Source organism: Microbacterium paraoxydans (assembly GCF_020524545.1).
In the GTDB taxonomy this organism is placed as follows: domain Bacteria; phylum Actinomycetota; class Actinomycetes; order Actinomycetales; family Microbacteriaceae; genus Microbacterium; species Microbacterium paraoxydans_C.
The window spans coordinates 504,745-530,071 of record NZ_JAIVLG010000001.1; the positions used below are offsets into that span (position 1 = coordinate 504,745).

Sequence of the window (25,327 nt, forward strand, 5' to 3'; positions counted from 1 at the left end):
GGGCGGCCCGTCGGGCCGCGCGCCGGCTGCGACGGCATACGAAAGGACCTCCATGACCAAGCTCAGACTGGCTATCGTCGGTGCGGGCCCCGCCGGCATCTACGCCGCGGACATCCTTCTGAAGGCCGAGCGCAAGTTCGACGTGTCGATCGACCTCTTCGAGCAGCTTCCGGCGCCCTACGGTCTCGTGCGCTACGGTGTGGCCCCCGATCACCCCCGCATCAAGGGCATCATCACGGCTCTGCGCGATGTGCTCGACCGCGGCGACATCCGCCTCTTCGGCAATGTGCGCTTCGGTGAGGACCTCACGCTCGACGACCTCAAGAAGCACTACAACGCGGTGATCTTCGCCACCGGCGCGATCCGCGACACCTCACTGGACATCCCCGGGATCGACGCGGTCGCCTCCTATGGCGCGGCCGACTACGTCAGCTGGTTCGACGGTCACCCCGACGTCCCGCGCGAGTGGCCGCTGGATGCCGCGGCCGTCGGCGTCCTCGGAAACGGCAATGTCGCGCTCGACGTCGCCCGCATGCTCGCGAAGCACGCGGAGGACCTGCTCGTCACCGAGGTCCCGCAGAACGTGTATGAGGGGCTCCAGGCCAGCGAGGTCACGGATGTGCACGTCTTCGGTCGGCGCGGCCCCGCTCAGGTCAAGTTCACCCCGCTCGAACTCCGCGAACTCGGCGAGCTTCGTGACGTCGACATGGTCGTGTACGACGAGGACTTCGACTACGACGAGGCGTCGAAAGACGCCGTCGCCAGCAACAAGCAGGTCATGGTCATCGACCGCATCCTGCAGTCGTGGCGCAAGCGCGAATCGGTCAACAACGCCGGGGGAACGGCCTCGCGGCGTCTCCACCTGCATTTCTGGGCGCGTCCTGTCGAGGTGCGCACAGACGAGAACGGTCGAGTGGCGGCGCTCGTGTACGAGCGCACGCGCCCCGACGGCCAGGGCGGTGCCGTGGGCACGGGTGAGATGCGCGAGGTCCCGCTGCAGGCGCTGTACCGCGCCATCGGCTACTTCGGTTCGCCGCTGCCGGGTGTGCCCTTCGACAAGAAGCACGGTGTGATCCCGAACCGGGAGGGCCAGGTGCTCGCGAAGGACTCGAACGAGCGCGTATCCGGCATCTACGCGACCGGGTGGATCAAGCGCGGACCGGTCGGTCTGATCGGCCACACGAAGTCCGACGCCATGGAGACCGTGCGACACATCATCAACGATCAGGGCTCCTGGTGGCACCCGGAGGACCCGTCGGAAGAGGCGATCGTCGCACTTCTCCAGGAGCGTGGCGTGCGCTGGACCGACCTGGACGGCTGGCACCGCCTCGACGAGCACGAGATCGCCCTCGGCGCTCCGCAGGAGCGCGCTCGCGTCAAGGTGGTCCCGCGCGACGAGATGGTCCGCGTCTCCCGGGGCGAATAGCGCCGCACCCGCTCTCGGCATCGCACCTGGACTAGCCTGGCGATGACGGGGGAGGACTGCATGGCCGACTGGACACCCGATGTGCTCGGCGACGAGTTCGAGCAGCTGACGCTCGACCTCGGCACGGATGACCAGGGGCCGGTCGTCGCGACGCTGGTGCGCGCCCTTCCCGCAGAGTCGAGGTGGTGGGATCGCCTGCGCCGCCGGTCCCCACAGCTCGACGGCGTCGACGTGCTCTACGTGCACGGGTGGTCGGATTACTTCTTCCAGAAGCGACTCGCGCGCTTCTGGACATCGCGGGGGGCGCGCTTCTTCGCCCTCGATCTGCGCAAGTACGGGCGGAGTCTCCGCGAGGGGCAGACGCCCGGCTACGTCGCCGACCTCGCCACCTACGACGAGGACATCGCCGCGGCTCTGACGGAGATGGGGCGCGGGGAGGGCGGCGGGGAATCGGCGCGACGGCTCATCCTGCTCGGGCACTCCACCGGAGGCCTCACGCTCAGCCTGTGGGCGTCGCGGCATCCGGGCGTGGCTGACGCGGTGATCCTGAACAGCCCGTGGCTGGAGTTTCAGTTCGCCCCTGCCAGAGCGGCGATCGCTCCGATGGTGGAGCTGCAGGCGCGAATCCGTCCGCTGGAGGCTGCGCCGCAGGTCGACCTCGGCTTCTACACCCGCGCTCAGCAAGAGGTCGCCGACCCCGATGACCCGATGGAGGTGAACCCGCTCTGGCGCCCGGCGCAGACCATGGCTGTCTATGCCGGATGGCTGCACGCGATCCTGTCGGGTCACAAGACCGTGGCCGAGGGGCTCTCGATCACGGCTCCGGTGTGCGTGTTGCTCTCCGCGAGGTTCGTGCCGCCGACCCGGTGGTCTGAGGAGCTGACGTCCGCGGACTCCGTGCTCGTCGTCGACGACATCGCACGGGCGGCCCTCCGTCTCGGCTCGACCGTTACCGTGGAGCGCATCGACGGGGCCCTGCATGACGTCTTCCTCTCCCGGCACGAGGCGCGGGAAGACGCATATCGGCGGCTGGACCGGTGGGTCACGGGCTGGCGAGCGACCGGCTGAGCTCCCTCAGAGATAGTGCATCGACCGGACGAGCCCCTCGGCGCGTTCCCCCTCACCGTCGGCGACGGCCTCGCCGAAGTCGAGGTAGAGCTGTCGCATGCGTTCGCGGTCCGTGGGCACGATCTTCCAGTTGCGGAGGTTGCGCAGGAGCGCCATGCTCGCGTCCTCCATCAGCGCCCGATGTTGGCTGTTTCCGCAATGCTCGCCGAGGTAGGAGAACACCGCCCAACGGGCCTCGGACGTCTTCGCGCCATCGTCGAGCGTGGCGCACATCGCCGCGACGAGACGGACGACGTGCTCGCGCTGCGTCGTGCTGAGGCGGGGGACCGCCAGGCGTGCGGCGATGCCCGCCTGACAGCCGGCGAAGACGAGCGACTGCGCCTCGGTCTCCGCCGTCACGGAGGTGACCTCGGTGTACCGACTCGGGTACATCATCACCATCCCGAGCCGCTCGAGACGTTGCAGAGCCTCTCGCACCGGGGTGCGCGAGACGTGCAGCTCCTCCGCGACCTCGACGTCGCGGATGCGCTCTCCCTCCGTCAGCGTGCCCCTCACGATCTGCGATCCGATGTGCCGGAAGACCTCGTCCGCCAGGAGCTGCTTGCTCTCACTGAAGTTGGTCGATCCCGATCCGGTGTTCCGCATGGATGCGCTCCCCCTACGCTTGTGTCCCGAGCACCCGACGCTCAGGCTCGGCGGGGCACCGCACCGTGAGAGGCCGATGGATCCCGATGCCGTCCACCCTCGCGGGCGCGCGAGCAGAACATAGACATCCACCCGGAGACATACGCAGAGAGGGGGCTGGATGCCGTGGCATCCAGCCCCCTCTTGCGTACCAGTCGCGATGCTTACCGGTAGTTGATGAACTGGAGATCGACGTCGAGATCGGCACCCTTGAGAAGGGCGATGACCTCCTGGAGGTCGTCACGGCTCTTCGACTGGACGCGCAGCTCGTCGCCCTGGATCTGGCTCTTGACGCCCTTGGGGCCCTCGTCGCGGATGATCTTGCCGATCTTCTTCGCGTTCTCGGAGGAGATGCCGTCCTTGAGAGTCGAGATGATGCGGAACTCCTTGCCGCTGGCGAAGGGGTCGCCCGACTCGAGGCTCTTCAGCGAGATGCCGCGCTTGATGAGCTTGGACTGGAACACGTCCAGGACGGCCTTCGCCCGCTCCTCGGTGTTCGCGGTGATCAGGATCTGCTCGCCGCTCCAGGCGATCGACGCCCCGGTGCCCTTGAAGTCGTAGCGCTGCTCGACCTCCTTGCGGGCCTGGTTCACGGCGTTCTCCGCCTCCTGGTGATCCACTTTCGAGACGATGTCAAAGCTAGAGTCGTTTGCCATTCTGCAATTCTAGGCAACGGGTGTGTCGGGACCTGATGATTCGAACACGGGCACGGTCTTCACCCGAGGGTGGACGGCGAGCGTCACCGCCACGATGCCGAGCCCGAGGGTGCTGGCCAGGAAGCCGAGAAGACCGAGTGCGCGAAGGACGTCGGCGATCTCGATGAGCGCGCGCGGGGAGCCGGCGCCGATGGCCTGCGGCACGACCCAGACGATCGCCTGAATGCCGAGCGCCCAGAGCGGAGTCCAGTTCCAGGGCGCTGGCACGGTCCGCGCGCGGGCCACCTGCATCGCGGCGATCAGCCCGAAGACGAGGGGCATCAGCACGGACACATACGCCCAGGTCTGCCATGCGTCCGTCGCCGTCGGCTCCTGGGGGAGGACGAGCGGGCCGAGGACTGTGGCCGTCACCGGCCAGAGGGCGACGACCGCGGACGCAGTCAGCCCCAAGGGTCTTCGCGCGACGACACTCGCCGCGCGACTCAGTCCGATGGACAGAAGGAGGATCGCCCCGGCCCAGAGCACGTCGCTGAGGAGTGCGAGGACGATGTTCGCTCCGGGGGCGTTCAGCACCGTGCTCCGCACGATGCCGACGATGCCGCACGAGATCAGTCCGAGCCCGCCGAACAGCCAGGAGAGACGGATCTTTCGCATGTCTCGACGGTATCGCGTCGCGGCGGCGCGTCCTATTCGGCGGCATCGTGGAAACGCTTTCACTCCGAGACGGTCCGCCTTCCTCGATCACAGGTTGATATCACTGGACTGCTTCATTGCGTAACGTCCTCACTTCGATGCATACTGTAAGCGCTTGCAGTCTGTGCAGGCCACCCAGCACTGAGAGAGGCACACACCAATGAAGGTGAACAAGAGGGGCATCGCCGCCGCGGGCGCGATCGCCATCGTTTCGACTCTGACGCTCGCCGGCTGCTCCACGGGGACCAGCGGCGATGACACCTCCGGCGCAGAGGACGGCGGCACGCTCGTCGTCTGGGTCGACGCCGAGCGCGTCGACGCCCTGCAGGGAGCGGCCGACGCGTACCAGGACAAGACCGGGGTCACGGTGGATCTTGTCGGCAAGTCCGTCGACGACATGAAGGACGACTTCATCCAGCAGGTGCCGACCGGCAAGGGGCCCGACGTGGTCATGGGTGCGCACGACTGGCTCGGGGAGCTGTCCACCAACGGTGTGGTCGCCCCGATCGAGCTCGGCGACAGCTCCGAGGACTACCTGCCGGTCGCACTGCAGGCCGCGACGTACGACGGCACCGTCTACATGCTTCCGTACGCCGTCGAGAACATCGCTGTGCTCCGCAACGCCGACCTCGTCCCGACCGCCCCGACCAGCTTCGACGACATGATCGCCCAGGGCACGTTCGTCGTCGAGCAGGGTGCCGAGGGGAACCCGTACCACCTGTACCCCTTCCAGACGGCGTTCGGTGCGCCGGTCTTCGGCACGGACGACACCGGCAGCTACGACCCGACCGACCTCCAGCTCGGGAGCGAGGGCGGCTTCGCCTTCGCCGACTGGCTCGGCGCGCAGGGTGCCGCCGGCGTGCTGAACACCGACATCGACGGTGAGATCGCCAAGCAGCAGTTCCTCGATGGCACCGCGGCCTTCTGGCTGACGGGCCCGTGGAACGTGGGCGCTGCCACCGATGCGGGCATCAACGTCGCGATCGACCCGATCCCCAGCCCGACCGGTGAGACCGCATCGCCGTTCGCCGGTGTCAAGGGCTTCTTCGTGAGCTCAGAGTCCAAGAACAAGGTCGCGGCGAACGACTTCCTGGTCAACTACCTCGGCACGGAAGACGTCCAGCTCGAGCTGTTCAAGGCCGGCAATGTCCTGCCGGCGCTGACCGCGGCCGCCGACACGGCGGCATCCGACCCGATCATCGCCGGTTTCCAGGCCGTCGGCGCCGACGCCGTCCCGATGCCGGCCATCCCGGCGATGGGGTCGGTCTGGCAGTTCTGGGGTGTCGCCGAGGCTGCGATCATCAACGGCGAAGACCCGACGACGACGTGGCAGAAGCTCGTCGACGACGTGACCGCGGCGATCAAGTAACAGCCATCACACTGGCCCTGCCGGGGCGAGCGGCACCATCCGCCCGCCCCGGCAGGATCATGACGAGGACGACATGACAGACACCGATGAGCGCACTGTGCCTCCGACCCGACGTCAGCGCCAGGCCGCGAAGATCGCGGAGGCCGCCTCCGGCCCGATCGGCTGGATGCTTCTGAAGATCCTCCTGCTGGCGGTGGTCGACGCGATCGCGCTCTACGCCGCGTTCGTGCTCTTCGCGAACCGGGAGTGGCTGATCCTCGGCATCGTCGTCGCGGTCGCCGTCCTCGTCAACTACATCTATTTCTCACGCAAGCGCATCGCGGCGAAGTACCTCACCCCCGGCATCATCTTCCTGGTCGTCTTCCAGGTGTTCACACTGCTCTACACCGGGTACATCGGCTTCACCAACTACGGCACCGGCCACAACGGCACCAAGGATCAGGCGATCTCCTCCCTCCTGGCGTCTGCGCAGGAGCGGGTCGAGGACTCGCCCACCTACCCCGTCACGGTCGTCGAGCAGTTCGGGACCTATGGGCTCCTGGTGACGGACCCGGAGTCCGGCGACGCGCTCCTCGGCACGGCCGAACAGCCGCTCGAAGACGTCGACGCCGAATTCGAGGGCGGACAGGCCGTCGCCGTGGACGGCTGGACGACGCTTCCGCTGGCGACCGTCTTCACGCTCTCGGAGGAGCTGGACAAGCTCTCCGTCCCGTTCAGCGACGACCCCAACGACGGCAGCCTGCGGGCGCCGGACGGCCAGAAGGGGTATCTGTACGTCTCGACACTCGAGTACGACGCGGTCTCCGACACGATCACGGACACGACCTCAGGCACCGTCTACGCCGACGAAGGTGGCGGAGCCTTCACCGCGGCCGACGGGGAGCAGCTGCTTCCCGGGTGGCAGACGACCGTCGGCTTCGACAACTTCGTGCGCGCCGTCACCGACTCGTCGATCCGTGGTCCACTGATCTCGGTCACGCTGTGGACGTTCGCGTTCGCTCTGATCTCCGTCGCGTCGACGTTCTTCCTCGGGCTCTTGCTCGCGCTGGTGTTCAACAACACCCGGATGCGTTTCCGCAACGGATACCGGATCATCCTGATCCTGCCGTATGCGTTCCCCGCTTTCCTCTCCGCGCTCGTCTGGGCCGGGATGATGAACGAGAGCTTCGGCTTCATCAACCAGGTCCTCTTCGGTGGCGCGGCGATTCCGTGGCTGACGGATCCGACGCTCGCGAAGGTGTCGGTGCTGCTGGTGAATCTGTGGCTCGGCTTCCCGTACATGTTCCTGGTCTGCATGGGTGCTCTCCAGGGCATCCCGGAGGATGTGAACGAGGCGGCCGTGATGGACGGAGCCAATCCCTGGCAGGTCTTCCGGCGTATCAAGCTGCCCCTGCTGCTCGTCACCGTCGCGCCGTTGCTGATCTCGTCGTTCGCGTTCAACTTCAACAACTTCAACCTGATCTACATGCTCACCAAGGGCGGGCCGCGGTTCAGCGACGTGTCGATCCCCGTCGGGCACACCGACATCCTGATCTCGATGGTGTACAAGGTGGCCTTCACCGGGCAGACGCGCGACTACGGCCTCGCCTCCGCCTTCACCATCCTGATCTTCATCGTGGTCGCGACCATCTCGATCATCAGCTTCCGCAAGACCAAGGCCCTCGAGGAGCTGAACTGACATGAGCACCGCCAGCCCCGCCACCGACGCGCACCCCCTCGCCCCCCGCCGACGCAGTTTCGGCGCTTGGTTCGCCGACACCGGGTGGCGCCATCTCGTCGCGATCGTCGTCAGTGTCTTCGCTCTGTTCCCCCTCCTCTACGTCGTGTCGGCGTCGCTGAACCCGAGGGGGACGCTGACCGGCTCGAATCAGCTGTTCTCCGCCGTCGGCATCGACAGCTACGTGCGCATCCTGAGTGATCCGCAGAACCCCTACGGCACCTGGTTCCTGAACACCCTGCTCATCGCCGTCGTGACGGGCGCGGTCACGGTCTTCATCGGTGCGTGCGCCGCATATGCCTTCTCGCGCATGCGGTTCGCGGGACGCCGCGTCGGACTCGTCACGATCGTCGTGGTGCAGATGTTCCCGCAGCTGCTCGCCGTCGTCGCGATCTTCCTGCTCATGTCGACGCTGGGGGACTGGTTCCCCGCGATCGGGCTCAACACCCATACGGGGCTCATCCTGGTGTATCTCGGAGGAGCCCTCGGCGTGAACACGTACCTGATGTACGGCTTCTTCAACACCATCCCGAAGGAGATCGACGAAGCCGCCCGCATCGATGGTGCGGGGCACGCCCGGATCTTCTTCACGATCATCCTGCGCCTGGTCGCGCCGATCCTCGCCGTGGTCGGGCTCCTGTCCTTCATCGGCACCGTCAACGAATACGTGATCGCGAGTGTGATGCTGGTCGACGTCGACCAGCAGACGCTCGTCGTCGGGCTCACCAAGCTCGTGGCCAACCCGCGGTACGCGGATTGGTCGGCGTTCTCGGCCGGGGCCGTGATGGCGGCGATCCCGGTCATGATCCTCTTCCTCTTCCTGCAGAAGTACATCGTCGGCGGGCTGACGGCGGGCGCGACCAAGGGCTGATCTCCTTCGGGCCGCATCGCGTGCCCGGGGGTCGCAGTAGCTTGTGTCGCATGCTATCTTGTGATGCATGACAGCTGATGTCGGTGCCCAGATGCGCAAGGGTGTCGTCGAGTACTGCGTGCTCGGACTCCTCGCGCGTGAGCCGATGTACGGCTGGCAACTGGCGGACGCGCTCACGCGCGCCGGATTGATCGCCAGCATCGGCACGCTGTATCCGCTTCTGGGACGGCTGCGCGACGCCGACTGGGTCAGCACGTTCGACCAACCGTCCGAGAGCGGTCCGGTGCGCAAGTACTACCGGCTCACGGCGGCGGGTGTGCAACAGCTCGAGCGCTTCCGCGCCCAATGGACACCGTTCGCCCGTGTCGTCACGGGCATCGTCGGAGAGGGACGACCATGACACAGACAGACGCCCAGGTCTTGCGCGACGACTACCTCGCGCGGCTCGACGAAGCCATGCGAGACCTCCCGCACGGCGTCGCCTCCGAGATCCGCGGCGGCATCGTCGAAGAGCTCCAGGGGCTCGAGGCCGAAGCGACGGCCGCGCGGATCGCGCGGCTGGGGGATCCGGCGGCGATCGCGCGCGAGGCGCAGGACGAGGTTCCGGGGAGCCCGACGATCATGGTCGCCGCTCCGATCTCCGCTCCGCCCGCGCCCCGTAGCGCATCGACGTCCACGCGAGGATTCGCGATCACGGCGGCATTGACGCTGAGTTTCGGTGGGTTCGTCGTCCCGGTGCTCGGTTGGTTCGTCGGGGCGGTGCTCGTCTCCCTGAGCGCGCTGTGGAAGACGTGGGAGAAGGTCGTCGCGATCATCGTGCCGTTCGTGTTCGGCGCCCTGTCTCTGTTGCTCCTGCAATTCATGAGCTTTGCGGAGTTCGCCTCCTCGGGAAGCTCCTCGGGGTCCGGGTCCGCCCCTGAGGAGGTCGCGAGCAATCCCCTGGTGCCGGGGCTCAGCATCTGGCACGCTTTCCTCCTCTTCGGCTTCCTCCTCATCCCCGCCTCGGGGCTCTGGCTGCTCTGGCGGCTGCGGGGGCGCACGGCCCGCTGACCGCGCAGCGCCCGCGCGCCATCGCTCGGCGTTGCGGCCGATGAGTTCGCCACGCGCGTCGTAGCGTGGAGCCATGGCACGAGTGGCTGGGCGCAGCATCGCGATGAGCTGGTTCGCCGGTGTCGTGTGCGCCGGGATCATCGGGGCGCTCGTCTGGCTGTCCCTCCCGATCCTTCCCGTGCTGGCCGCGTTCGCGGGCGACGCTCTGCGGACCGCGCTTCCCTGAGCGGTCGCGTCGGGGTCGTCCTCTCCCGCATGGCGACACGTCGGCACGCCTGCGTGAACGGCCGTTGACGCGGCGGTACCCTCGCAATGCACACATCCGATGAGAGGCGCACCCCATGAGTGATCCCGACGGCCCCCAGCCCGAAAAGCCGGCTGACGTCGACGACGTCGTCGGCAGCGCGAACGCCGGACTCGACGCCGCCGCCGCAGCGGGCGCGGATGTTCCCGGCGCGAACGACAGCGTGGACGACGGGCCCGTCGTCGAGCCCGTCGATCCCGACCTCGCCGCTTTCGAAGAGGCCGAGCGGGAGCATCCCGGCACGTTCGCGCCTCCGCCCCCCGCCGCGACCGCGACGCCGACCGCGGCCTCGAGCGAGGACGCACGCGACGTCCGCGCTGAGGCCGACGCAGACAGCGCTTCCTTCTTCCCCGAACCGGTCGTGGCTGAGCCCACCCCGTTCGGTCACGAGCAGTCCGGCATGGCCGGAGGGGCCTACGCGCAGTACGGCGATGAGGACGATACTCGCATCGTCCCGTCGGAACCGCTGATCGCCGCGACCGCGGGTGCGGCCGCGGCCCAGCCTCAGCCGATCTTCGTGCAGGCTCCGGAGCCGCCGCGCGACCGTGGGAACCGAGGAACCGCCGGACTCATCGGCCTGCTCGCGACCCTCGTCTTCGCCGTCCTGTACCTGGGCGCTTCGCTGGGCCTCGGCGCGATCGCCGGAGACGTCACCGGCGAGAATATCGGCGAAGCGGCGCTCGCTCCGCTGCTGACCTGGGGATACTGGACGCCCGTCGTCGTGTTCTTCCTCGGATTCTGGCTGCTCGGCGCGATCATCAACCGCGGACGCTGGGGCCTCTGGGTCGTGTTCGGTCTCATCGTCGGTGTCATCGCATACGCGGGCCATATCCTCGGGCAGCTGTTCGAGGCGCCGTTCTGGAAGCTCACCGCCTCGCAGGGTCTCGACCTCGTCGGGGAGCAGCTGCTGGCACCGCTGGCCATCGCCGCGTTCGTGTTCGGTCGCGAGCTGACCATCTGGTTCGGAGCATGGGTGTCCCGAAGCGGCGCGCGCAAGACCGAGCTGAACGCCGAGGCGCAGCGCGAGTACGAGCGCACCCTCGAAGCCGGTCCCACGCTGTCGAGGTAGTCACGAACTCCACCACGCCGAACCCCCGCGGGCACGAGTCCGCGGGGGTTTCGGCTGTCCTGGCGGTGGTGCTCGCCACCATCAGCTTCTTCGCGCTGGCGGTGTTCGGGCTCGGAGCGCTGAGCGTGGCGACCGACGCCGACATCATCTCGGCCCCCGGCCTCGGCCAAGCTCCGGGGGTGCTGGGGATGCTCGCCGCGGTCGTCGCCTTCGGGGTGCTCCTGTGGGTGACGCTCCGGAACCGGCGTCCGTCCTTCGTCTCCACGATCACGATCGCGCTCGTCGCGGTCCTCGCCCATCTCGCGGTGGTGTGGTTCGTCGTGCTCCTCGGAACGTCGGACATCGTGATCGCGACGGCGGTCGTCGGTGACCTCGTCCGTGGCGGGGCGAGCGCGGTGCTGCTCGCGGCGGCGCTGATCGCTGCGTGGGGTGGCATCGCTCTCCGGCGCACCCGCGCCGAGCACCCGCGTTGGCCCTGGGAGCGCGACGAGGACGAGTGACGTCTCATCGTGGACGATTCACCGAGTCGACGACGATTCCCCGAGGATCTCACGGCATCGAGCCCGCCGATCGTCACACCCTCCGCTGATCGTCCGGCATCCACCGTCCACGCCCCGCCGCGAGCCGCGAAATCGACGCAGTGAGGGACGACGCGCCGTACGCTGGTGGGGTGGAGCGCTCATTGGAGACGCAGGTGGACCAGGCTGTCGAGGCCTGGTTGCGCTGGGTGCCGCGCTGGGAGCCGGCGACCCATCGAGGTCGCGTCGCGCCCTGCCGTCGTTGTCTGGGGTCTCCGATCCTCTCCGCCGCCGGGATCGGCGCGAACGCGCCCCACGGTGTGCAGCACGGGCTCTCGACCCGGATCAAGACGATCGTCGACCACGCCGTCGCGGAGTACACGGCGCAGAACCTCCCGATGCTGCAGCGTGAGCTCGATCAGCAGGCCGCACGCAATCGCGCCCGCAGCTACCGACCGGCTGAGGACCTCGATCCCGAGTTCGACGGGCTGCCGCTCGATCCGGAGCCGGTGCCCGGAGCGCCGTTCCTGTTCACGATCGCCGGACTCGCCGATGACTCCGCCGCGGAACTGCCGGCGCTGCCACCGCTCACGGAGGAGGCGAAGGTCGCCCTTCGTCAGGAAGTCGCCCTCGCGGACGAGTACGCCAACATGGTCGGCCGGGAGATCTGCAACATCCTGCTCGGTCACCGGATCGTCATCCAGGCGGCGATCTCCCAGCATGTCGAACCTCAGATCGAGGCGTTGCTGGCGGAGCTGACCGAGTCGCTGGACTCGCCCTTCGATCCCGACATCCCCTGAACGCTCCGCCCGCGACTGACAGCGACGGACAGCACGACGACAGCGCGGTGAAAGTGGCGCGTCGGATGCTGTGGGCATGACAGATCTCACATCAGACTGGGCCGTCGAGGCCGAAGGGCTCGTGAAGGTGTTCGGTCAGAACCGGGCGGTCGACGGCGTCGATCTCCGGGTGAAGACCGGCACCGTCTACGGAGTGCTCGGACCGAACGGCGCAGGGAAGACCACGACCATCAACATGCTCGCGACGCTCATGCGTCCGGACGGCGGCGTCGGCCGCGTGTTCGGCCACGACGTCGTCCGCGAGCCGCAGATCGTCCGTCAGCTGATCGGTGTCACCGGCCAGTTCGCCTCGGTCGACGAGACGCTCTCCGCGACCGAGAATCTCCTGATCTTCGCCCGTCTGCTCGGGCTCTCGCGTGCGGACGCTCGGGACAAGTCCGTCGAACTGCTCGAACGCTTCGGGCTGAGCGAGGCCGCTCGTCGACCTCTGAAGCAGTTCAGCGGGGGCATGCGGCGCCGTCTCGACCTCGCCGCCTCCCTGATCGCTCAGCCTCCGCTCATCTTCCTCGACGAGCCGACGACCGGGCTCGACCCGCGCACCCGCGGCCAGATGTGGGGCACGATCCGCGAACTCGTCTCGACCGGCTCCACGGTGCTGCTCACCACGCAGTATCTCGATGAGGCGGATCAGCTCGCCGACCGGATCGCCGTGATCGATCGCGGCCGCGTCGTCGCGGAGGGGACGGCGGACGAGCTCAAGGGATCGGTCGGCAGTTCGAGCCTGCAGCTGCGCCTCGCGGAGGCGACCGACACTGCCGATGCGCTCCGGGCCATCGAACGGATCCTCGGTGTGCGGGGAACGCTCTCGCCCGAGGCCGCCCGCATCACCGCGCCGATGGCGGATGCCGACCGCGTCGCCGATCTGCTCATCGCCCTGCGCGAAAGCGGGATCGGGGTGACCGAGCTGAGCGTGCAGAAGCCCACGCTCGATGAGGTCTTCCTCACCATCACGGGTCACGACGCCGCCGATCAGGCTGCACCGTCCACCGACGCAGAGAAGGAAGAGGTGCACGCATGAGCGCCGTCGCAACAGCCCCGAGCCGAAGGATCGTCCCGGCATCGGAGCGCCGTCTCAAGAACCATACGAGCATCGCCCAGACCGTCCGGAACACCCTCACGATGGCGTACCGAGGACTCGTGAAGATCCGACGGACACCGGAGCAGCTGTTCGACGTCACGCTGCAGCCGATCATCTTCACGCTGATGTTCACGTACATCTTCGGCGGGGCGATCTCGGGGGACGTGGCTTCGTACCTGCCGACGATCATCCCCGGCATCCTCGTCCAGACGGTGATCACGACCTCGGTCGTCACCGGCACCCAGCTGCGTGAGGACATGGACAAGGGCGTGTTCGACCGATTCCGGTCTCTGCCGATCGCGCGGATCGCGCCGCTCTCCGGGGCGCTGCTGGCCGACACGATCCGGTATGCGATCGCGACGACGCTGACCTTCACGATGGGCTACCTCATGGGGCTGCGGCCGGAGGGCGGTATCGGAGCGGTGATCGGCGCGGGTCTGCTCGTGATCGCCTGCTCGTGGGCGATCAGCTGGATCTTCGCGTTCTTCGGTGTGATCGCACGGACAGCCTCGAGCGTTCAGGGCATCTCGATGCTCGTGCTGTTCCCGCTGACGTTCCTGTCGAACGCGTTCGTACCGGTCGACACGATGCCCGGGTGGCTGCAGGGGTTCGTGAACATCAACCCGGTGTCGCATCTGGTCACCGCTGTCCGCGAGATCGTCAACAACGGAGTCTTCGGCGCCGATGCCTGGATCTCCCTCCTCGGCGCCGCGGTGATCGTGGCCGTGTTCGCCCCGCTGACGGTGCGGGCCTACATGCGCAAAGCCTGAGGAGCTCGTCGACTCCAGCGACGCCCCGAGCGGTTCACACTGCTCGGGGCGTCTCCCGCATGTCGAAGACGCGAAGCGCGCGGGCGGTGAGCTCCTCGGTCGGGTAGCCGGCGACCCGGGCGCGCTCCGCGGCCACGGCAGCGCGACCGACGATCGAGCTCGCGTGGTCCCGGAGCACGTCGAGGTGCAGGCTCGGAAGGTCCTGTCGGCCGCCGAGGGCTTCGGCGAGGGCCAGCGCGAGCAGGCCACGGTCCTGCAGCGCGGGCTGGGTGAGCGCCCAACTCGACCAGCCGGCCAGGGTCGTGCCGAGGACGGGGCGGTCGATGTACCCCGAGCGCATCCGGACGATGGCCAGCATCCGGGTGCGCAGTCGTCGTGCCCAGTGCTGTGTGCTCTGCGAGGTCGCGAAGCCGTCGAGGACAGCCGCTGAGACGAAGCTCGACATGACCAGGAGGTACCACGGGGAGGCCCGCTGATCGGGGGAGCGGAAAGTGGTCATCGCGCGTTCGTAGTGAACGGCCGCGACGTCGGTCAGACCGCGCGCGCGGTCCGTCTCAGCGAGACCGACCCAGCCGACGGAGGCGAACTCGAGTCCCTGCGGGGTGAGCTCGGTCACGTGGGTGAGTTGTTCGAAGAGGCGCTCCGCCTCGTCGAGCCGCCCCAGACTCACCAGGCTCACGCCACGGACCCAGTCCTGCTGACGGCGCTCGTCCAGGTCGTCGAACCCGTCAGGGCCGCGGCGGGCGCGATCCAGCCAGATCAGGGCTTCCGTCGGGTGCGCGGACTGGCTGGCCACCTGCGCCGCGGAGCTCGCCGACAGCCCGGAGAGCCAGTGGTCTCCGATGCTCTGCGCCAACTCCCATGCCCGCTGTGCCGCGGCACCGGCCACTTCCGCTTCCCCCTCGTTCTCGGCGGACTGCGCCGTGAGGAACTCGCCCACGAGCCGGACGGAGGGATCGGGGGACAGGCGATGCTCGGCCAGTCGTGCGGCCATGCGGTCGGGGCGAGCCGCGGTAGCGGCGATCTCGGCGAGCGCAGCCCACGCCGGGCTCAGGTCGGCGGCCTCGTTCCGCAGCCGTCGGATCCGGTGGAAGGTGCGCAGGCTGCGGCTCCCGTCGTCGACCATGGCCATCAGTGCGCTGATCAGCAGCACCGGGGCAAGCACATCCGCGGGGACGGCATCGTCGGGCATGTCCGCGATCGTCGCCATCATCGAGGGGGTGAAGCCGATCAGCTCTGTGAAGGCCCCACGGGCGACCCAGGACGAGGTCAGAGCCGCGAAGACGGCGGTCGCCTCTGGGCCTCGGCCGGTGTCGATGGAGCGTCGGAGCGCGGCGACGAGGTTGTCGTTCTCGATGTTCAGCTCGCGGAGCACATCGGGCCGCAGAGGCGAGAACGCTCCGAACAGCCCGGCGCCGGGTGCACGGCTGAAGGAGGACGCCCAGCGCAGGACCGCATCCCACCCCTCCTCCTCGTCACGGAGCCGCGAGAGACCGAACTCGCGGACGGTCTCGAGCATCCGGAATCGCACCCCGCCCTGCTCCGGCGTCTCGGTGACGACGAGCAGCGACTGCCCGACGAGGCGATCCAGCAGATCGTCGACCAACCCGTCACCGAGGACGGCGGCGGCGGTGACGGCGGAGAAGCCGGAGGGCAGCAGGGCGAGTCGGGCGAGCGCCCGCCGGGCATCGGGATCGAGGAGGTCCCAGCTCCACTCGATCACGGCCTGGAGCGTCCGGTGCCGCTCCGGCGCGGAACGGTCGGCGCTGGTAAGCAGAGCGAAACGGTTCTCCAGTCGGGATTCGATCTGCTGCGCCGTCATGGTGCGCATGCGGGCAGCGGCGAGTTCGATGGCCAGCGGCAGTCCGTCCAGCCGTCGACACAGGCGGGCGATGACTTCCGGGGGCAGGGTCGCGTCCGGTCGCACGGCGGACGCACGCTCCAGGAACAGACGCACGGCGGGACCGACGTCGCCGGACTCGCCGATCGGGAGTGGTGCCAGCGGGTAGACGGTCTCGGCGCTGATGGCGATGGGCGTGCGGCTCGTGGCGAGGATGCGGAGGTCGGGCAGGAGGGCGAGCACGTCGCTCGTCCACGCCGCGACCGCGTCGACGATCTGCTCGCAGTTGTCGAGGACGAGCAGAGCGGGCCGCTCGGCGAGCAGAGCCACGATACGCGCGCGCAGATCCGGCTGTGAGCGGGCATCGGCCAGCGTGCTCCCGGTGCGGTTCTCGCTGATGCCGAGACCGGCGCCGATCGCCGGTTCGAGGTCGGCATCCGCTCGGATGCTCGCGAGCGGGATGACGGCGACGGCTGGCGCATCGGATGCCGCCGCCACGGCTTGGGCGAGGCGGGTCTTGCCCAGGCCACCGGCACCGAGGATCGTCACCATGCGGGCTCGGGCGAGCCGGGCAGCGACCCGCGTGAGGTCGTCGTCGCGTCCGATCAGGGCGTTCGCAGCGGATCGCAGGCCGATCCGCAGCGGAGCGGCGTGCGGGGTGGCCTCGCCGCGCAGGATGCGGGTGTTCAGGGCGGTGGCCGTCGCGCCCGGAGCGGAGCCGAGTTCATCGCCCAGGCGTTCGCGCAACTCGGCGAACACCACGACGGCCTCCTGAGAGCGATCCGCAGCGGCGAGGGCTTCCATCAGCCGGACGTGCACGCCCTCGTCATAGGGATGCGCAGCCGCTCGAGAGCGCAGCGACGCGAGAGCCTCCTCCGCTCTTCCCACCGCGACGAGCGTGCGGCTGCGGATGTCTTCGAGTCGCTCGCGCAGGGATGTCGAGACCTCGACGAGCTCCGCGGCGACGGGGGAGCCGCCGAGGTCCGCGCCGACGTCGCCGCGCCAGAGCTCGAGCCCCTCCTCGGCGAGCGTCAAGCGCGCCGGATCGCCCTCCGGCAGCCGTGAGGCCGCGGCTTCCAGCGCGCGCCCACGGGCGAGGTCGGTGTCGTCTCCCGAGGTGAGCGCGTAGCCGCTCGGTCCGCTGCTGATCAGGTCGGCGCCGCCCGCCGCCCTCAGCCGCGAGACCAGCGTCTGCAGCGACCCTCTCGGGTTCTGCGGGAGGTCGTCATCCGCCCAGATCTCGGCGGCCAGCGCCTCCACGCCGCGCGGGCGCCCGGCGTTCAGAGTCAGAGAGACCAGCAGCGCGCGTGCGGTCGGTCCGGGGAGGTCGGCGGTGCCCGAACCCGAGCCAGCGCCCACGGTCGTCGGGCCCAGCACGGCGACCCGAGGCGGCTCCTTCATCACCACGCCAGCCTAGCCGCGCTCATTTGACCACCACGTTACGCGGCTTTACACTTGACCAGGTGTGTGCACGTCTCGACGTGCGCGCTGGGCGTCGGCACCATGCCGGTCCGCCCCCACGGCATACCCACCACACCAAAAGCTCGTCGGTTCCGGCGTGCCGGTGGGTCATGATGTGAAACCCATCACGCTGTCACCGTGCAGCACTATGAGGAGAGAACGTGCCAACCATTCAGCAGTTGGTTCGCAAGGGTCGCTCGCCCAAGGTCACCAAGACCAAGGCGCCGGCGCTCAAGTCGAACCCGCAGCAGGCCGGGGTCTGCACCCGCGTCTACACCACCACCCCGAAGAAGCCGAACTCGGCGATGCGCAAGGTCGCTCGTGTGAAGCTCCGCAACGGCACCGAGGTCACCGCGTACATCCCCGGTGAGGGCCACAACCTGCAGGAGCACTCGCTCGTGCTCGTGCGTGGCGGTCGTGTCAAGGACCTCCCCGGTGTGCGTTACAAGATCGTCCGTGGCGCCCTGGACACCCAGGCCGTCAAGAACCGTAAGCAGGCTCGTTCCCGCTACGGCGCGAAGAAGGGTTGAGTTAGATGCCTCGTAAGGGACCCGCCCCGAAGCGCCCCGTCGTCAACGACCCGGTATACGGCGCACCGATCGTCACCTCGCTGGTGAACAAGATCCTCGTCGACGGCAAGAAGTCGCTGGCCGAGTCGATCGTCTACGGCGCACTCCGCGGCGTCGAGGCGAAGAACGGCCAGGACGCTGTCGCCACGCTCAAGAAGGCGCTCGACAACGTGCGCCCGACCCTCGAGGTCCGCAGCCGCCGCGTCGGTGGCTCGACCTACCAGGTGCCGGTCGAGGTCAAGCCTCACCGCGCCAACACGCTCGCTCTGCGCTGGCTCGTGAGCTACGCGAAGGGTCGTCGTGAGAAGACGATGACCGAGCGTCTCCAGAACGAGATCCTCGACGCGTCCAACGGCCTCGGTGCCGCGGTCAAGCGCCGCGAGGACACGCACAAGATGGCCGAGTCGAACCGCGCGTTCGCTCACTACCGCTGGTAACCAGCTTCGCCCGTCCTCCGGCTTCCCGCCGGAGGACGGGCACCCCCTCTTCGCAGTACGACTGCTCCAAAAGATAAGGACACTCCTGTGGCACAAGACGTGCTCACGGACCTGAGCAAGGTCCGCAACATCGGCATCATGGCGCACATCGATGCCGGCAAGACCACGACGACCGAGCGCATCCTGTTCTACACGGGCGTCAACCACAAGCTCGGCGAGACGCACGACGGCGCCTCGACCACCGACTGGATGGAGCAGGAGAAGGAGCGCGGCATCACGATCACGTCTGCCGCCGTGACCTGCTTCTGGAACAAGAACCAGATCAACATCATCGACACCCCCGGTCACGTGGACTTCACGGTCGAGGTGGAGCGCTCGCTCCGCGTCCTCGACGGTGCTGTCGCCGTGTTCGACGGCAAGGAGGGCGTCGAGCCCCAGTCCGAGACCGTGTGGCGCCAGGCCGACAAGTACAACGTGCCGCGTATCTGCTTCGTCAACAAGATGGACAAGCTGGGTGCGGACTTCTACTTCACGGTCGACACGATCGTCAGCCGCCTCGGCGCCAAGCCGCTGGTCCTCCAGCTGCCCATCGGTGCGGAGAACGACTTCATCGGCGTCGTCGACCTGATCGAGATGCGTGCGCTGGTGTGGCCGGGCGATGCCAAGGGTGACGTCACCATGGGCGCCAAGTACGAGGTCCAGGAGATCCCCGCCGACCTCAAGGAGAAGGCGGACGAGTACCGTCAGCAGCTCCTCGAGGTCGTCGCCGAGACCGACGACGCGCTGCTCGAGAAGTTCTTCGGTGGCGAGGAGCTCACGGTCGCCGAGATCAAGGGCGCGATCCGCAAGCTCACCGTCGCGAGCGAGATCTACCCGGTGCTCTGCGGTTCCGCGTTCAAGAACCGCGGCGTCCAGCCGATGCTCGACGCGGTCGTCGACTTCCTGCCGAACCCCCTCGACGTCGGTGCCATCGAGGCGCACGACCCGAAGGACTACGACACGATCATCGAGCGTCACCCCGACGCCAACGACCCGTTCTCGGCGCTGGCGTTCAAGGTCGCCGTGCACCCGTTCTTCGGTCGCCTCACGTATGTGCGCGTCTACTCGGGTCACCTCGATTCCGGCTCCGCCGTGGTCAACTCGACCAAGGGCAAGAAGGAGCGCATCGGGAAGATCTTCCAGATGCACGCCAACAAGGAGAACCCGGTCGACTCGCTGACCGCCGGCAACATCTACGCGGTCATCGGCCTGAAGGACACCACCACCGGTGACACCCTCGCCGACCCGGCAGCTCCGGTCGTCCTCGAGTCGATGACCTTCCCGGAGCCCGTGATCGAGGTCGCGATCGAGCCGAAGACCAAGGCCGACCAGGAGAAGCTGGGTCTCGCGATCCAGAAGCTCGCTGAGGAGGACCCGACCTTCCGCACGGAGCTCAACCCCGAGACCGGTCAGACGACCATCAAGGGCATGGGCGAGCTGCACCTCGACATCCTCGTCGACCGCATGAAGCGCGAGTTCCGCGTCGAGGCGAACGTCGGCAAGCCGCAGGTGGCGTACCGCGAGACGATCCGCAAGGCCGTCGAGAAGCACGACTACACGCACAAGAAGCAGACCGGTGGTTCCGGACAGTTCGCGAAGATCCAGTTCACCATCGAGCCGCTCGACCTCGACGCCGAGACGACGTACGAGTTCGTGAACGCCGTCACCGGTGGTCGCATCCCTCGTGAGTACATCGGCTCGATCGACGCCGGTTTCCAGGATGCGATGAACGTCGGCGTCCTCGCGGGCTTCCCGATGGTCGGTGTCAAGGCGACCATCGTCGACGGCGCGGCGCACGACGTCGACTCCTCGGAGATGGCGTTCAAGATCGCGGGCTCCATGGGCTTCAAGGAGGCCGCTCGCCGTGCCAACCCCGTGCTGCTCGAGCCGCTGATGGCCGTCGAGGTCCGCACGCCTGAGGAGTACATGGGCGACGTCATCGGTGACCTGAACTCGCGTCGTGGCCAGATCCAGTCGATGGAAGACGCCGCAGGCGTCAAGGTCGTCCGCGCTCAGGTGCCGCTGTCCGAGATGTTCGGCTACATCGGCGACCTGCGCTCGAAGACCTCGGGCCGCGCCGTCTACTCGATGGAGTTCCACAGCTACGCTGAGGTGCCCCGCGCGGTGGCGGACGAGATCGTCCAGAAGACCAAGGGCGAGTAATCACCCTTCTGGGGCCCCGCGGCGCCGAGCACGGCGAAGCGCTGCGGGGTTCCCAGGTCACCTACAACTTCACATTCCCTCTCTACTAAACTGAGAATCTAACCCGTAGAGAACCGGTCGCAAACCAGTGCCCGGTCACCTCTACAACGACGTCCTGAGGAGGACCCAGTGGCTAAGGCCAAGTTCGAGCGGACCAAGCCGCACGTCAACATCGGAACGATCGGTCACGTCGACCACGGCAAGACCACGCTCTCCGCAGCGATCTCGAAGGTGCTTGCCGACAAGTACCCGTCCGACACCAACGTGCAGCGTGACTTCGCTTCCATCGACTCGGCGCCGGAAGAGCGCCAGCGTGGTATCACGATCAACATCTCGCACATCGAGTACGAGACCCCGAAGCGCCACTACGCGCACGTTGACGCTCCCGGCCACGCCGACTACGTCAAGAACATGATCACCGGTGCGGCTCAGATGGACGGCGCGATCCTCGTGGTCGCCGCCACCGACGGCCCGATGGCTCAGACGCGTGAGCACGTGCTGCTCGCCAAGCAGGTCGGCGTTCCCTACCTGCTGGTCGCGCTGAACAAGTCCGACATGGTCGACGACGAGGAGATCCTCGAGCTCGTCGAGCTCGAGGTTCGTGAGCTGCTCGCCGGCCAGGGCTTCGACGAGGACGCTCCTGTCGTCCGCGTCTCCGCTCTCAAGGCCCTCGAGGGTGACGAGAAGTGGGTCCAGGCGATCCTGGACCTGATGCAGGCCGTCGACGACAGCGTTCCGGACCCGGAGCGTGACCGCGACAAGCCGTTCCTGATGCCCGTCGAGGACGTCTTCACGATCACCGGTCGTGGAACCGTCGTCACGGGTCGCGCCGAGCGTGGCACGCTGGCCATCAACTCCGAGGTCGAGATCGTCGGACTCCGTCCGACCGTCAAGACCACGGTCACGGGTATCGAGATGTTCCACAAGCAGCTCGACGAGGCCTGGGCCGGCGAGAACTGTGGTCTGCTGCTCCGCGGCACCAAGCGTGAGGACGTCGAGCGCGGTCAGGTCATCGTCAAGCCGGGTTCGGTCACGCCGCACACCGACTTCGAGGGCACGGCGTACATCCTGTCGAAGGACGAGGGTGGCCGTCACAACCCGTTCTACACGAACTACCGCCCGCAGTTCTATTTCCGCACCACCGACGTCACCGGCGTCATCTCGCTGCCCGAGGGCACCGAGATGGTCATGCCCGGCGACACCACCGACATGACGGTCGAGCTGATCCAGCCGATCGCCATGGAGGAGGGCCTCGGCTTCGCCATCCGTGAGGGTGGACGCACCGTCGGCGCCGGTACGGTCACGAAGATCATCAAGTAAGCATCTGCTTCCTCGCAAAGGGGTCGGGCCTTCGGGCCCGGCCCCTTTGTCGTCCCCGCCCCCTTCCTCGTGAGAAGGGAAACGCCGCGTCTCAGACCCCCGAGCGCGGCGTTTCCCTTCTTCCACGAAGTCTGCACGGAAGAGGAGAAGCGCGGAGTTGTCCCGGGACGCCGGGGAGGGGAGTGGTCGTGGACGAATCGGAACGCAGCGGCGCCGGAGCATGGGCGGATGCGACGACTGAATCCTCTCCCGCGGGAGCTCGGCGACACCTTCCACATCGCTCGGGCGGACGATGCGGGAGTGCGGCGCTGGCGGCGCGATCACCCTTCGCTCGAACGTCCGTTCCCCGGCATCCGCTCCGGGTTCGTCGCCGAGACGTTCCGGGGCCGCGTGGACTGCTACGCACCGCGGCTCCGACCGGGGCAGAGCTTCACGGGCAGAACGGCCGCGCGGCTGTGGGGGTTGCCTCTCCCGTGGCACTGGCATCCGGACGAACCTGTTGAGGTCGTCGTGCCCTCCGATGGCGCACCGCCGGCGGTCGCGGGGGTGCGCGGACGTCGGCTCGGGCGACAGCGCCGGACCATCTCCGTCATCGAAGGGCTGCCCGTGCTCGATTCGGTCCCGACCCTGTTCACCCTGGCCGAGAGCCTCACTCTCGCCCAGGCGGTGGTGCTGATCGACGCGATCATCACGACATCGACGAACTATCCGGCGCTGCGCACGCACCGTCCACCGACCGACCTCGTCGAGATCCTCGCGATCCTCGAGCGCTGGGGGCGCTTCCCCGGTGTGGTGACGATCCGCCGGGCCCTCGGGCTGGCGAGAGAAGGGGTCGAGTCGCCGAAGGAGACCGAGACTCGCCTGATGATCGTGGAGGCGGGTTTGCCCGAGCCCGCCGTTCAGCACGTCATCCGCCGTCGCGGGCGCCGACTGGCCAAGGTCGACCTCGCCTACGTCGCGGAGCGGACGGCCCTCGAGTACGAAGGCGATCACCATCGCACCTCACGCATGCAGTGGCGCGAGGACATCCGGCGGCAGCGCGAATTGGAGGAGGCCGGCTGGTTGCTCATCCGGCTCACACAGCACGACCTGCTCGAGGGGCGCTCCGCATTCCTCGCCCGTCTCCGTCGCGCCCTGGCAACCCGTCGTTGAGAGAAGGAACACGCCGGGTTGCGGGCGTCGGATCGCGGCGTGTTCCTTCTCGCAGCGAGCCGTGGTCGGGGGTTCCCCGGGGCGGGGAGAGGAGGGCACAATGAGAGCGTCGGCCTGCCGGTCGGCAGGACACATGTCAGAAGGGGATTCGCATGGGTATCGAGGACGCCGTGAACAAGGGCAAGGACCTCTACGAGCAGAACAAGGACAAGATCGCCGAAGCCGTGAAGAGCGAGCAGGCGGAGGACATCAGCGACAAGGTGCTCGACGGCGTCGCCGACTTCGCGAAGAAGATCGCTCCCGGTGCCGCGGACAAGATCGATGAGATTCGAGACAGCGCGGACAAAGCCGTCGGCAACGAGTAGTCGCACCCGTACACCGAAAGCGGCGCCCCACTCGGTGGGGCGCCGCTTTCGATGGTGGAGGGGATACCCGGCCTCGAATGTGGCGGATTCGCTGCTGCATCGAGTAGGATCATCTCGACCGCCTGGGGATCTTGCGGTCGTGGAAGCCGAAGGGGTTCGGCTTCCGGGATCACGCGGGCATCCGCGTCCAAACTGGGGATATGCGATCTTGGGGATCATCGTGCGACGCGCGCAGCCATTGCGCCTGAGCGTCTCCCTGCCTGCGCGGCGGATCTTCCGCCGTGCCCTCGGTCGAGGAACCCGACGTCCCTTCACGTCGGGTTACTCGCGTTCGGTGTGCCCCCTCGCACTGAACGCCCTCCCCAAGCGGGGCGAGGCATGGGGATGCCTCGCCCCGCTATCTTCCGCGATCTGACGTCGCTAGGCACGTCTGAAGCCGTGCTCGACGCTCGCGACACGCCCGGGTTTGCACAAGTGAAATCGGCCGTGGCAGAATAGACAGGTTCGATATTCCGTCGCCGCTGTGCGTGCGACGGATCACTGCCAGGGCAGTGCATAGACGGCGCCTCCTCCGGGACGGCGCAGGGTTCTAGGCCGCGGGTAGCAGAACACACCCCGACACCCCTCTTCACGATGGGTTTCCGCCGTGCGCGGCGGAAGGTCGGCATCCGGTTGCCTCACGGCTTCCGGCTGACAGAAGAACAGTGGTGCAGCAGATCGACTCGTGAGAGCCGTTCTCGTGCCGAGGCGCGAACAGCGCCGACGTGCGTCCAATGCCCCAGGGCCACCCGGTCCCGGACGGTAAGACGCTTAAAGAGAGAGAGCAGACAATGGCGGGACAGAAGATCCGCATTCGCCTGAAGTCGTATGACCACGAGGTCATCGACACGTCCGCACGCAAGATCGTCGACACCGTGACCCGTGCGGGCGCAACAGTCGTCGGCCCCGTGCCCCTTCCGACCGAGAAGAACGTCGTGTGCGTCATCCGGTCGCCCCACAAGTACAAGGACAGCCGCGAGCACTTCGAGATGCGCACCCACAAGCGTCTGATCGACATCGTCGACCCGACGCCCAAGGCCGTCGACTCGCTGATGCGTCTCGACCTGCCGGCCGATGTCAACATCGAGATCAAGCTCTGAGGTTCGACATGGCTGACATCAACTCCAAGGTTTCCAAGGGCATGCTGGGCACGAAGCTCGGTATGACCCAGGTCTGGAACGAGAGCGGCAAGCTCGTTCCCGTCACCGTCATCGAGCTGGCGCCCAACGTGGTCACCCAGGTCCGCACGCCCGAGAAGGACGGCTACAACGCCGTGCAGATCGCGTACGGCCAGATCGACCCCCGCAAGGTCAACAAGCCGCTCTCCGCTCACTTCGAGGCTGCCGGCGTCACGCCGCGCCGTCACGTCACCGAGATCCGCACCGCGGATGCCGGCGACTACACCCTGGGCCAGGAGCTCACGGTCGACGGCACCTTCGAGGCAGGCCAGCTCGTCGACGTCGTCGGCACGAGCAAGGGCAAGGGCTTCGCCGGTGTCATGAAGCGCCACAACTTCAAGGGCGTCTCGGCATCGCACGGTGCACACCGCAACCACCGCAAGCCCGGCTCCATCGGCGCATCGTCGACTCCGAGCCGCGTCTTCAAGGGCATGCGCATGGCCGGCCGTATGGGCGGCGAGCGCGTGACCGTCCTCAACCTCACGGTGCACGCCATCGACACCGAGAAGGGACTCATGCTCGTCAAGGGCGCCGTCCCCGGTGCTCGCGGCCGCATCGTCTACGTCCGCAACGCAGTGAAGGGTGCCTGATC

25 protein-coding genes are annotated in these 25,327 nt (G+C 67.7%); 21 read left to right on the forward strand and 4 right to left on the reverse strand.

Going from position 1 to position 25,327, the window contains the following annotated elements; all coding sequences use genetic code 11:
• The first annotated feature begins 52 nt into the window (after positions 1–52).
• Both LC041_RS02445 and LC041_RS02450 read left to right on the forward strand, forming a co-directional pair.
• Positions 53–1,426 (forward strand): FAD-dependent oxidoreductase, encoded by a 1,374-nt coding sequence (locus LC041_RS02445; RefSeq protein ID WP_226531386.1) that lies wholly within the window; start codon positions 53–55, stop codon positions 1,424–1,426.
• A 60-nt stretch (positions 1,427–1,486) separates the two neighbouring features.
• Positions 1,487–2,494 (forward strand): alpha/beta hydrolase, encoded by a 1,008-nt coding sequence (locus LC041_RS02450; protein WP_226531387.1) that lies wholly within the window; start codon positions 1,487–1,489, stop codon positions 2,492–2,494.
• A 6-nt stretch (positions 2,495–2,500) separates the two neighbouring features.
• On the opposite strand, the gene LC041_RS02455 is transcribed toward LC041_RS02450, so the two are convergent.
• The 3 genes from LC041_RS02455 to LC041_RS02465 form a co-directional block, all read right to left on the reverse strand.
• A complete protein-coding gene (locus tag LC041_RS02455) occupies positions 2,501–3,139 on the reverse strand; it encodes a GntR family transcriptional regulator (protein ID WP_226531388.1) in 639 nt (212 codons plus the stop codon).
• A 203-nt stretch (positions 3,140–3,342) separates the two neighbouring features.
• On the reverse strand, positions 3,343–3,834 hold the full coding sequence (locus LC041_RS02460) for a YajQ family cyclic di-GMP-binding protein (RefSeq protein WP_226531389.1): 492 nt from the start codon (positions 3,832–3,834) through the stop codon (positions 3,343–3,345).
• A 9-nt stretch (positions 3,835–3,843) separates the two neighbouring features.
• Positions 3,844–4,488: a hypothetical protein gene (locus tag LC041_RS02465; protein ID WP_226531390.1), complete on the reverse strand. Its 645-nt coding sequence runs from the start codon at positions 4,486–4,488 to the stop codon at positions 3,844–3,846.
• A gap of 199 nt (positions 4,489–4,687) precedes the next feature.
• Between LC041_RS02465 and LC041_RS02470 the strand changes: the two genes are divergently transcribed.
• From LC041_RS02470 to LC041_RS02520, 11 genes are all read left to right on the forward strand, one after another.
• Complete coding sequence (locus tag LC041_RS02470) at positions 4,688–5,896, forward strand: sugar ABC transporter substrate-binding protein (protein ID WP_226531391.1); 1,209 nt, start codon at positions 4,688–4,690, stop codon at positions 5,894–5,896.
• Positions 5,897–5,969: 73 nt separating this feature from the next.
• Entirely contained in the window at positions 5,970–7,574 is a 1,605-nt protein-coding gene (locus tag LC041_RS02475; RefSeq protein ID WP_226531392.1) for an ABC transporter permease subunit, read from the forward strand.
• A gap of 1 nt (position 7,575) precedes the next feature.
• Positions 7,576–8,484, forward strand: coding sequence for a sugar ABC transporter permease (locus tag LC041_RS02480; RefSeq protein WP_226531393.1), 909 nt, complete (start codon positions 7,576–7,578; stop codon positions 8,482–8,484).
• Between the two features lie 67 nt (positions 8,485–8,551).
• Positions 8,552–8,884, forward strand: a complete 333-nt coding sequence (locus LC041_RS02485; protein ID WP_226531394.1) for a PadR family transcriptional regulator — start codon at positions 8,552–8,554, stop codon at positions 8,882–8,884.
• Positions 8,881–9,534 carry an HAAS signaling domain-containing protein gene (locus tag LC041_RS02490; RefSeq protein WP_226531395.1) on the forward strand — a complete coding sequence of 218 codons (654 nt, stop codon included), beginning with the start codon at positions 8,881–8,883 and terminating at the stop codon, positions 9,532–9,534. The genes LC041_RS02485 and LC041_RS02490 overlap by 4 nt, the downstream gene beginning before the upstream one ends.
• 73 nt (positions 9,535–9,607) lie before the next feature.
• Entirely contained in the window at positions 9,608–9,760 is a 153-nt protein-coding gene (locus tag LC041_RS02495) for a hypothetical protein (RefSeq protein ID WP_226531396.1), read from the forward strand.
• 115 nt (positions 9,761–9,875) lie between these two features.
• Positions 9,876–10,907 (forward strand): ABC transporter, encoded by a 1,032-nt coding sequence (locus LC041_RS02500; protein ID WP_226531397.1) that lies wholly within the window; start codon positions 9,876–9,878, stop codon positions 10,905–10,907.
• 68 nt (positions 10,908–10,975) lie between these two features.
• A complete protein-coding gene (locus LC041_RS02505; RefSeq protein ID WP_226531398.1) occupies positions 10,976–11,407 on the forward strand; it encodes a hypothetical protein in 432 nt (143 codons plus the stop codon).
• 170 nt (positions 11,408–11,577) lie between these two features.
• On the forward strand, positions 11,578–12,225 hold the full coding sequence (locus tag LC041_RS02510; RefSeq protein WP_226531399.1) for a spermidine/putrescine ABC transporter substrate-binding protein: 648 nt from the start codon (positions 11,578–11,580) through the stop codon (positions 12,223–12,225).
• Between the two features lie 76 nt (positions 12,226–12,301).
• Positions 12,302–13,303 carry an ATP-binding cassette domain-containing protein gene (locus LC041_RS02515; RefSeq protein WP_226531400.1) on the forward strand — a complete coding sequence of 334 codons (1,002 nt, stop codon included), beginning with the start codon at positions 12,302–12,304 and terminating at the stop codon, positions 13,301–13,303.
• Positions 13,300–14,133, forward strand: a complete 834-nt coding sequence (locus tag LC041_RS02520; protein ID WP_226531401.1) for an ABC transporter permease — start codon at positions 13,300–13,302, stop codon at positions 14,131–14,133. The genes LC041_RS02515 and LC041_RS02520 overlap by 4 nt, the downstream gene beginning before the upstream one ends.
• Before the next feature lie 34 nt (positions 14,134–14,167).
• Here LC041_RS02520 and LC041_RS02525 read toward each other — a convergent pair whose 3' ends face one another.
• Positions 14,168–17,374: an ATP-binding protein gene (locus LC041_RS02525; protein WP_226531794.1), complete on the reverse strand. Its 3,207-nt coding sequence runs from the start codon at positions 17,372–17,374 to the stop codon at positions 14,168–14,170.
• Positions 17,375–17,595: 221 nt separating this feature from the next.
• On the opposite strand from LC041_RS02525, the gene rpsL reads away from it, so the two are divergent.
• The 8 genes from rpsL (at position 17,596) to rplC (ending at position 25,325) form a co-directional block, all read left to right on the forward strand.
• Positions 17,596–17,964: a 30S ribosomal protein S12 gene (rpsL, locus tag LC041_RS02530; protein ID WP_017201609.1), complete on the forward strand. Its 369-nt coding sequence runs from the start codon at positions 17,596–17,598 to the stop codon at positions 17,962–17,964.
• Between the two features lie 5 nt (positions 17,965–17,969).
• Positions 17,970–18,440 carry a 30S ribosomal protein S7 gene (rpsG, locus tag LC041_RS02535; protein ID WP_017201608.1) on the forward strand — a complete coding sequence of 157 codons (471 nt, stop codon included), beginning with the start codon at positions 17,970–17,972 and terminating at the stop codon, positions 18,438–18,440.
• Between the two features lie 87 nt (positions 18,441–18,527).
• Complete coding sequence (gene fusA / locus LC041_RS02540; protein WP_226531402.1) at positions 18,528–20,642, forward strand: elongation factor G; 2,115 nt, start codon at positions 18,528–18,530, stop codon at positions 20,640–20,642.
• A 168-nt stretch (positions 20,643–20,810) separates the two neighbouring features.
• Positions 20,811–22,001: an elongation factor Tu gene (tuf, locus tag LC041_RS02545; RefSeq protein WP_047524110.1), complete on the forward strand. Its 1,191-nt coding sequence runs from the start codon at positions 20,811–20,813 to the stop codon at positions 21,999–22,001.
• A gap of 228 nt (positions 22,002–22,229) precedes the next feature.
• Entirely contained in the window at positions 22,230–23,153 is a 924-nt protein-coding gene (locus LC041_RS02550; protein WP_226531403.1) for a hypothetical protein, read from the forward strand.
• A gap of 152 nt (positions 23,154–23,305) precedes the next feature.
• The gene (locus tag LC041_RS02555; protein WP_045264638.1) at positions 23,306–23,518 is read left to right on the forward strand and encodes a hypothetical protein; all 213 of its coding nucleotides are present in this window, start codon (positions 23,306–23,308) and stop codon (positions 23,516–23,518) included.
• 830 nt (positions 23,519–24,348) lie between these two features.
• On the forward strand, positions 24,349–24,657 hold the full coding sequence (rpsJ, locus tag LC041_RS02560) for a 30S ribosomal protein S10 (RefSeq protein ID WP_017201594.1): 309 nt from the start codon (positions 24,349–24,351) through the stop codon (positions 24,655–24,657).
• A gap of 8 nt (positions 24,658–24,665) precedes the next feature.
• On the forward strand, positions 24,666–25,325 hold the full coding sequence (gene rplC, locus LC041_RS02565; protein WP_226531404.1) for a 50S ribosomal protein L3: 660 nt from the start codon (positions 24,666–24,668) through the stop codon (positions 25,323–25,325).
• The last annotated feature ends 2 nt before the right edge of the window (positions 25,326–25,327 follow it).